1 protein-coding gene is annotated in these 634 nt (G+C 39.7%); it reads left to right on the top strand.

Features of this window, described 5'->3' with window-relative positions:
• The coding region (locus tag ACFIO3_RS14970) for a type IV secretion system protein (protein WP_375704768.1) at positions 1-626 on the top strand (626 nt) is incomplete at its 5' end.
• Positions 627-634 lie beyond the last annotated feature (8 nt).

Raw genomic sequence — 634 nt, 5'->3', positions numbered from 1 at the left:
CTTCAATAGCTCTTACCACAGGACTTTATCAACCAGAAATCACAAATTTAATAACACAAATGCCCTATGAGTTATCAAAAGCGCTCATCGCAAACCCACTCGATGATAAACAATTAATGAATTTACTTGACAAAACAGCAGGCGGAGGATTCCAATATGCAGGACGTCTTTTCCAAGAAACCGTCTTCTTCGAGTCCAATGGTCTGCTTTACAGTCTCTTAGGAATCCTCATCTTGCTAGCAACAAGCCTCGTCGTCGCAATCGGTGGGGGTCTCGTCCTTCTGACAAAAATCGCACTTGCACTTCTCGTAGGATGGGGGCCAATCTTCATTATTGCTCTACTTTGGCAACCAACTTATCGCTTTTTTGAGCAATGGATTGTACAAGTCGTCAATTATATAATCCTCTTTCTACTCTTAGCAACTGTATTTAATCTGATGATGAATATCTTTGCAAACTATTTGAGTGATATGAAACTCGATTACAACCAGAATGTAAGCTTCATGTTTGGAGGAGCTCTCATCTTGTCCATTATATCCATCATGCTGTTACTCAAACTATCAAGCATGGCCAATTCTCTCGCAAAAGGCATTACATTTGGACATCTATGGAGACATAAAAACTAGATGAGATA

The sequence above is a fragment of the Bartonella sp. AD328YNZD genome, from assembly GCF_042196425.1.
Note: the sequence above shows the minus strand (reverse complement) of the source record. Positions and strands in the feature narration are given on the sequence as shown.